Consider the following 8,431-nt stretch of genomic DNA (forward strand, 5'->3'; position numbering starts at 1 on the left):
CGCGCTATGAAAAACGGGCGGTTTATTTTTGTGCTGCCATTACCTTGATTTCCCTGATGATTTGGCTCAATTAGTGATTCACCAGACACGCCCTAGTGACTCGATTATTTGATGCCAGTTAACTTGTAAGGTGGCAAACCGCAGGATTGCTCCCATTCATTTCACCTCCTTTAGAGCTTCAACCATGCCAAACCCTTGTGAACCATAAGAGCCGATCCCCGCCTCATAGATCACTTGTTGCATCTTCACCGGGGCCTCTACTTCCAATGGAACAAGATATCCCTTGATATTTTTATCCTTAAAACGGGTTAATACAGCCGCTTTACCCAGTTGGAATTTTTCGGGGCGGTAAAGTTGAATGTGTATCTCCTCCCCTTCCGGAAACTCTTCCTGCCAGCGCAGGTAGTACCAATTCTTTAATGAATTTCGCATACTGTCGTAAAAACGGCTATCCAAGGGATGGCTAAAGACGATTTGGTTATTTTTTTGTATCGGGATCACAATTGGGCTTAACGCTTTGTAGACCATGGTTTCGCTAAAAGATACAGGGGGCAGGAAACAGGTCTCCTGTAATGGGAACTTGAATTCAAACAGATCCAAATGCCCATTTGCCCATGCACCTTCAACAAACCGGTGAACGATCTCTGGCATGATCGAATCGATCTGAAAAGAAAGCGTACCTTTCACTTTCATGACCGAATCCAAGTTCACTCTTGAAGCGAAGTTGCACCGGGAAAAAACAAACGGTTTGTATCTTCTTCCCTTGTATTTCAAACCAGTGTTATGCAACCATTCGGACAGTTCAGGTGCGGCTTGCTTAATGCAACGATAGATATAACCGCTTATGTAGTAGCTCAGATCATAAGGCAACAGGATTTCTTTCGCTAAATGAAATTTCACTTCAACACGCATTTGAAAGAACGTCACCCCTTTCTTCTGTCGTAGAAATTATAATGTTGTTCTTTAAGGAGATTAATTCAAAATAATATTTTCTAATAAATCTATCAACTGCCGTTTTTATTTATCTTTCTGTATTTTATTCTAAAATCCTATTTTCACTTGCTTTTTCTGTGAACCTCCCGGGGATTTTGCACGATTGGAGGTTCACAGACTCTTTCCACTTTAGTTATAATGAAAAATAATTGATATTACTGATGTTCACACACGGGTTTAGTTGCATCCATACTGGGATTGAAACTCGGTCATTGACTTGGTATGTTGGGTTTGTGTAATCGTTTAGTTGCATCCATATTGGTATTGAAACACTACGATGATGATCAGACACGAAGAGATGAGCCACGTGTTGAATCGATATCGGGATTAAAAAGGCATCCGTACCTTATTATTCCAAATATATCAAAAGAATAAGACAGATATTCTTACGTGGCTGATTTCGCCCCGGCCAATCTAACAAACCAGGGTATTGCGCCCTGGACTCTTCATTCAGCCTCTTGGTTGATCATTAAGTGTCCAAGTATACCAAAGCTGCTCGTTTATTTCCGTTGTAGAACGGATGAACTTGTACAAGTGATTGCACTAATGCTCCATCATTCCTTGTATGATTGCGAATATTTCGACTTGAATGTCGTTCGTACAGCTACAGGGAACAGGCGATCATCAAACATGCCCCCGCTTGCTCTCCTTCCCCGAAATCTCACAAAAAGACCAGGGAAACAGATCACCCCTGGTCTTTTTATCATGCAAGAATCTGCATAACTATAATGCAATCTCTGTTTTACTTGATCTTCTGCCTAGAGAAGGTCTTGCATGCACCGATATTTCAGTTATGTACATAGAGATCTTACGATCAAGCGTGATCGTTCATAATCTTGGTCACACTCTATTTCACCCTAAAAGGCAAATCTGAGCAGCAATCCAATCAGCCCCTCGTCGGGTGCCTGTTTTCTTTAATAATACCTGTTTGTCGGTTGTACATAACGCACTTTATAGTGATCCAGATTATCCAGATCAACCTTCGTTAAATCTCCCGATATATCGTATCTTTCCAACAGATATTTATATTGACGTTCCGAATCAGACGTTATTTCCGGGTAATGCTTTAGTTCGTCAGTATAAACAAATACCTGTATCGAAGCATTATGAAAGGTTTTCTTTAGCTCTCTCAAAAGATTACTTATATCTTCCGGTGCCTTTCCTCCATGCTGATAAACTTCCAAAACCAAATTCAGCGTAAAATGCTCCCCTTTCTTGCTACTTAAGACATGATAGAAAGAGGGGATGTCCTTCCCATACTTCTGGCCAATATTCCCTTCCAAATCGTCATAATCAATCTTCTCTGTGTCTATACTCCTCAAGCTCACATTCTTCTCCAGCAATTTCTGTATATCTGGCTGCACTTGATTTAACCATATCGTCTGTACATAATCATCTCTAAACTCACCGGGAGGGTCATAAATAACCGTTATTTTGGTTCCATCCTGTACTGCACCTTTTATCTGATAATAAGCCCCAAAAATATCATCTTTCCATACTTCATCTACCCTAAATGTCTTATGGTATGTTTTCTCCACATAATCCATAGCCAATTTTCCTACTCTTTTCTCTTCTGAAGGGCTCATCTTCGAAAGATCCACATACTGCTTCTCTTCCATTTCATATTCTGAGTAAGAAGAACAAGCTATCAAAAAGCTGCAAACAAGTACCATAACAACCAACATTACACCCAACTTCTTATATAATCCCATCACAGTTTACTCCAACCTCGTCTTATCTTGATAACTTTGCGGATCTAAAGTCTGTAAGTACCAAAATGTGGTCTCCACATCATAAGAAACCTTATCCATAGAAATCGTATATGAGTTCTTCCCATACTCAACATTCAATCTAAACAACTTGAGTTGATCTTCAGTTATCCCTTTGGCCAGGAGCTTTTTCTTCAGACTTACCAAGGTTTCCGCTTCTTGCCTCCACCGTTCCGGGGTTAAGGGATGCTTTGGTGCCGCATCCATCTTATTCACATTCCCATTCTTGGTTACATAGATTCCTACATCTTCAACCCAGTGATCCAGCTCATCTCTATAAGATGGAAATGTCTTAGGGTCTTTGAACGGAGTGCCTTTATTGAAAACCTCGATAGATACCTGATCCCGAGTGCTCAAGCCCATTGCCAGTTCTACATCTCTGGATAAGTCATCATCTGCCTGACTATCCCAAACTCGCTCAAGATAATCGTCGTTACAAAACTTGTCTTTAATCCCATAAAAGACTGTAAACGTCACTCTCGGGTAGTCTTTATCGTAGGGAGTAACACTCACATGAAGACTGTCGCACGGCCCCGCCTCAGAGCATTTGGGTCTCTCAATCTCTTCAAACATAACATCTTTGATCCCATACTTCTTGCTCAAGTAATTCGAGACATCATGTTTCACGACATCTGGATCGTAGGGCGGAATCCAGATCTGGACACAAGAATAAACCAGGAATGAAATTAGTGAAGCAGATGCCAGAGCAGGTAGTAACAAGAGTATAAACTTTTTCTTCTTAGACAATTTCTATCCTCTCTTTCCTTATTAAATATAACTTCTCAGTAAAGATATAACTTACACCCCCGGAAAAGAATCCCGGACGATTCAGGAAATCGACTAGGCTGGGTATATCATATCGGATCCGGCACTGAAATTGCCTCCAACATCGGACAAATCAGCCGGATCCATTAATAGTATTGGTTTGATCATCGTTAGTCAGCAATGCCAGGATCTTCTTCATTACGCCATCCCATGATACCAGCCAAAAGCTGAAGTTTACCGGGAGTACCATTTTGCTTTCATCCCTGCCGGAGATGTATTTACTGATTCGTCAAAACCGTTTGCTATGTACTCCCTGTTTCAATTCTCTTACCAAAGAATTGATCCTCGAAGATGTCGTATTGCCGAATTTTCGCAGGCAGTTTCAATCCTCCTGCTTGAGGTGTATTGATTGAGACGGCGTTCGCTGAAACCTTCAACGTCTTTATCTCCCTCCGGGTCTTTCCGAACATCTCCTCGATTCGGCTGAGTTTCGGGCTTTGTTGACTGGATTACCTCCGACCTAAAAGTCAGATCCCCCTTTGTTTTTGCGGACTTTGGCGTTTCCGAACACCCCTCGGGTCTTTTTCGAAGCTTCCGGTGTTCGCAAATGCCGAAATACGCAAATCTTCTTTTATACGAAGATCATTTTTTCGAATATAAATTTTTTCATATTTTTATCTTCAATTATAGGTTATCTATCTTATATTTTTCAACATAACCTGCTACCGATTGATAGGCTGGGGCTGATTGGCCGATTTTCTGACAGAACCCGGCGGTACATTCCCCCCTTTACTTTCACGCAGCGTCAACGTTTATGATGAAACGGGAGGGATCTCCGTGAGAAGAATGCAGATCAAGGAGATGGCGGAGCGGCTGGGAATCACGCCACGCGCCATCCGCTACTACGAGGAAAAGGGTCTGATCGCGCCACCCAAAGAACCGGACAACCGATACCGCACCTTTAGTGAGGAGGAGGCATGGCGTCTGCAAACGATCGTGACGTTGCGCCGCATCGGCATGCCGGTAAGTGAGATCAAAAAAGTGCTGGCGGAGGTGGACCGCGGCCACGAACATGTCGTCACACGCTACCTGGAACTGCAACGGGCCGCCACATTCACCGAGTGGGTTCGACTCAAACATCAATTAGAGATCATTGAGCAGATGATTCAAAACGGGGAACAAAACAGCTCCCCTTCCTGGGATGATTGGTACCGTCTTACACGCCATTGGCAAGAGCGGGAACAATGGAGGTTAAAGTGGCGAGACCTTTGGGCGTTTGATCAGCAGGCGGAAACGTTTGACCAGCGTGTGGAGCGAAATGATCCGCTGGACCTGTATGCGGAGTATGACCACGCCTTGCAAACGCTGACCGAGTGGATTGATGCCCGTCCGGGGGAAACCGGCTTGGATCTGGGAGCGGGAACAGGCAATCTAGCCGGACGGTTTTTCGCAAACGGAATCCGGATGGCCGCCGTGGAACAGTCGGCGGAAATGCTGAGACGCTGCCGGGAGAAATTTCCCGCAATGACGACCAAACTGGGCAATTTTTTAGCCATCCCCTTTCCTGATGATGCTTTCGACTTTATCGTCACCAGCTTTGCATTTCATCACTTGCGCGAGGAACAAAAACCGCTGGCACTGGAGGAGATGCACCGGGTTTTGCGTCCGGGTGGCAGAATCGGTATTGTCGATTGGATGATCGAGAGCAACGAGACGTTTCACGCCTGGAAAGAGAAGATCCGCCGGGCAGGCAGAACGGATGTGCTGAAGGAGATGGCGTCGGAATACTATGTTCACCTGGAATGGCTGTGCCAATGGTGGATATCCCGGGGATATGACGTTCAATACCGGTCGTTGACACCCATGTTGCACGTATGGATGGCGAGACCGCGCGACGATGTGAGAAGGATACCATGAAAATTTTTATTAAGGATCCGTTGATTTTAGATTATAAGGATCAGGAAAAACAATTTCATCCATATCGAGCCAATATCGTTATCGAAGATGATCAAATTGCCGATATCACTAACGATCTTCCCGCTGATTTGTCTGTTTTTGATGTAATCATTCATGCGTCTCATTGCGTGGCGCTACCGGGATTGATTAATGCGCACAACCATTCCCCCATGAGTTTACTGCGCTCCTTCAGCGATGATTTGCGGCTGATGGAATGGCTCAACCGAAAAATGTTGCCTGCCGAAGCAAACATGAATCAGGAGGATATTTATTGGGGGGCGTTATTGGGAATTGCCGAGATGATTAAATCGGGAACCACCGCTTATGCGGACATGTATATACATATGGATCAAATTGCCCAAGCTGTACATGATTCCGGCATCAGGGCATCTTTGACCCGCGGTCTGGTGTTTCTCGATGATGATGGCGGACAGCGTTTGAGAGAGGGGATTGATTTGGTTAAATCCTGGTCCGGAAAAGCGGATGGCCGTATCACGACGATGATGGGCCCCCATGCTCCGTATACATGTCCCCCGGACCAATTGAAAGAAGTGATGGAGATTGCCAAAGAGCTACAGGTTCCGATTCACATCCATTTAGCGGAAACGCAGGAAGAGGCGGAAAAAATCAATCACAAATACGGAAAGAGCCCAACCGAATACCTATACGATTTAGGCTTGTTTGACGGTGATTATCATGTGCTCTTGGCCCATGCCGTTCACCTTGATGACCATGACATTGCATTATTGCAGAATATGAAAGGCGGCGTGGCACACAATCCTTTCAGCAATATGAAGTTGGGTTGTGGAATTGCCCCTGTTTATAAATTTTTGGAAAAAGGGATTTTGGTTGGATTGGGTACCGATGGTGCAGGAAGCGCTACTTCCCTCGATTTGTTCAAAGAAATGAAGATGGCATCCGGGCTGCAGAAATTAGATCGGTTTGATCCAGCGATCATCGATGCACATGCGATTCTTCGAATGGTCACGATAAATGGTTCTACACTCTTGCAAATGGATGATCAGGTTGGAAAGATTGAGGTTGGGAAAAAGGCAGACTTAATTCTGGTGAATATCAATCAACCACACTTGGTGCCACATCATGATTTGGTCTCGCTGCTGGTATATTCCGCTTTCGGTCAAGACGTGATGACAACAATTGTGAATGGAAAGATCCTGATGAAAAACAGAGAACTGTTGACGATTGACGAAGAAAGACTGTTGTACGAGGCGCAACAACGGGCAAAACGGATTGTGGAAGGGGTTTAATAATTGAATTAACAGGGGCAGAGTCAGCATCCGGCGACTCGGTACTTTCCAATAAACAGGAACATTTTTAGATTTTTCAATTTATATACCCCGGCTTAGCGAGGCGATGGACGCCTCTTTTTTGTAAAAGGCAGGCAGCAATTCTCAAATATGGAGCCATTTCTCTCAGAGCGAACAAACCGTGCGTGCAAAAATCTGTCAACCCCCGGGTTTTTACAGGCGCTGGAGGTTGACAGACTTTTTGTTTTAGTGACTAGCGCAACACGATGGTCTCCTGAGGTTTATTTATTGATTCGGCAAAGGGGGTGAAAAAATGGCCCGCAAACAACGGATGTTTCAATCCTCCTACCGGAGGTGTACTTGTTGATTCGGGGAGATTTGAAGGAGAAGGATGGAAGGGTAGTGTTTCAATCCTCCTACCGGAGGTGTACTTGTTGATTCAGCGTTCACTGTACCCTTTGATTTTATTGAGTTTGTATGCGATTTTCCGAACATCTCCCCGATTTGGACAAGTTTCGGGCTTTATTGATTGGATAACCTCCATCCAAAAAGTAGTGTTCCCTCTTATCTTATGCGGGCTTTGGCGTTTCCGAACACCCCCTGGGTCTTTTTCGAAGCTTCCGGTGTTCGCAAATGCCGGCGAAAATTTTTCATATTTTATCTTCAATTATAAGTAATCCATTTTGTTGTTTGCAATACAGCCTGGTAACTAGTTAGTGAGACGAACCGCCCATGTATACTCCAGGATTGATATATATGACAGCAGCAGGACAACCGGCACCTGTATTAGAAGAAATACAAGAGATTCACACTGTCTATACTAAAGGAGGGTATAACATGGTCAAACCAATTCATATCGATCCTGCTTTGTCAGATGCGGCCCCACAACTAAAACTGGGTATTTTGACCGCTACAGTTCAGAACACAGAATATGATGAAGAACTGTGGGGCAAGATCACCAATCAAATTTCTATAATCAAAAAAACTTATACGGGGGCTAACATCACCGGCCTCTCTCCGATTGCATCATTACGAAACGTCTATAAAATCCTTGGAAAAGACCCATCCCGTTATCGAGGTTCTTCGGAAGCCTTGCTGCGCCGTGTACTTCAAGGCAAGGGATTGTACCAGGTCAATACTATCGTTGACATCAATAATTTAATCTCGCTGAAAACGCTGCACCCGGTTGGTACTTATGACTTATCCAAATTAGTGCCACCCTTTACGTTTCGTGTCGGTGAACCAGGACAGTCATACAAAGGTATAGGTAAGTCGAACATCAACCTTGAGAACCTCCCGGTTTTCGAAGATGAACACGGGCCTTTCGGCTCCCCGACCAGCGACTCGGAAAGGGCCATGATTTCGCTTCACACAAGGCAGATCATGATGGTGATTATCAGCTTTTCAGGTGATGGTCTCTCACCTGCACTTACTGAAGCGGAAGCCTTACTTAGAACCCATGTAAAAGCGACCGGGATCTCTTCAGTAATTGCTGAGGGAAAAAAGAGGGAGGGCGTTGATCTATAACTCATTTTGGAGACAGTCTACCAGCAGTAACATAAAACCACTCTTTTACAGAGTGGTCGAGATTGATGACAAACCCCCCCCTTTTCTTCGGAAAAGGAATGGGGTTTTGTATATTTCTAGGATATATACAGATAAAGTAAACCTGATGTGACC

7 protein-coding genes are annotated in these 8,431 nt (G+C 44.2%); 3 read left to right on the top strand and 4 right to left on the bottom strand.

Going from position 1 to position 8,431, the window contains the following annotated elements; genetic code table 11:
* Positions 1-156: 156 nt before the first annotated feature.
* From cas6 to I8U17_RS17370, 4 genes are all read right to left on the bottom strand, one after another.
* Entirely contained in the window at positions 157-912 is a 756-nt protein-coding gene (gene cas6 / locus I8U17_RS17355) for a CRISPR-associated endoribonuclease Cas6 (RefSeq protein WP_198059911.1), read from the bottom strand.
* Between the two features lie 550 nt (positions 913-1,462).
* On the bottom strand, positions 1,463-1,537 hold the full coding sequence (locus I8U17_RS18940; protein WP_370589285.1) for a Fic family protein: 75 nt from the start codon (positions 1,535-1,537) through the stop codon (positions 1,463-1,465).
* A gap of 370 nt (positions 1,538-1,907) precedes the next feature.
* Positions 1,908-2,705 (bottom strand): hypothetical protein, encoded by a 798-nt coding sequence (locus I8U17_RS17365; protein ID WP_198059912.1) that lies wholly within the window; start codon positions 2,703-2,705, stop codon positions 1,908-1,910.
* A gap of 6 nt (positions 2,706-2,711) precedes the next feature.
* Positions 2,712-3,509, bottom strand: a complete 798-nt coding sequence (locus tag I8U17_RS17370; RefSeq protein WP_198059913.1) for a hypothetical protein — start codon at positions 3,507-3,509, stop codon at positions 2,712-2,714.
* A gap of 864 nt (positions 3,510-4,373) precedes the next feature.
* Between I8U17_RS17370 and I8U17_RS17375 the strand changes: the two genes are divergently transcribed.
* The 3 genes from I8U17_RS17375 to I8U17_RS17385 all read left to right on the top strand — a co-directional run bounded on the left by I8U17_RS17375 (position 4,374) and on the right by I8U17_RS17385 (position 8,278).
* Positions 4,374-5,444 (top strand): MerR family transcriptional regulator, encoded by a 1,071-nt coding sequence (locus tag I8U17_RS17375; protein WP_232331175.1) that lies wholly within the window; start codon positions 4,374-4,376, stop codon positions 5,442-5,444.
* Entirely contained in the window at positions 5,441-6,751 is a 1,311-nt protein-coding gene (locus I8U17_RS17380) for an amidohydrolase (protein WP_198059915.1), read from the top strand. The genes I8U17_RS17375 and I8U17_RS17380 overlap by 4 nt, the downstream gene beginning before the upstream one ends.
* 837 nt (positions 6,752-7,588) lie before the next feature.
* Positions 7,589-8,278, top strand: a complete 690-nt coding sequence (locus I8U17_RS17385; protein ID WP_198059916.1) for a B3/B4 domain-containing protein — start codon at positions 7,589-7,591, stop codon at positions 8,276-8,278.
* Positions 8,279-8,431 lie beyond the last annotated feature (153 nt).

The sequence above is a fragment of the Thermoactinomyces sp. CICC 10521 genome, assembly GCF_016055135.1.
In the GTDB taxonomy this organism is placed as follows: domain Bacteria; phylum Bacillota; class Bacilli; order Thermoactinomycetales; family Thermoactinomycetaceae; genus Thermoactinomyces_A; species Thermoactinomyces_A daqus.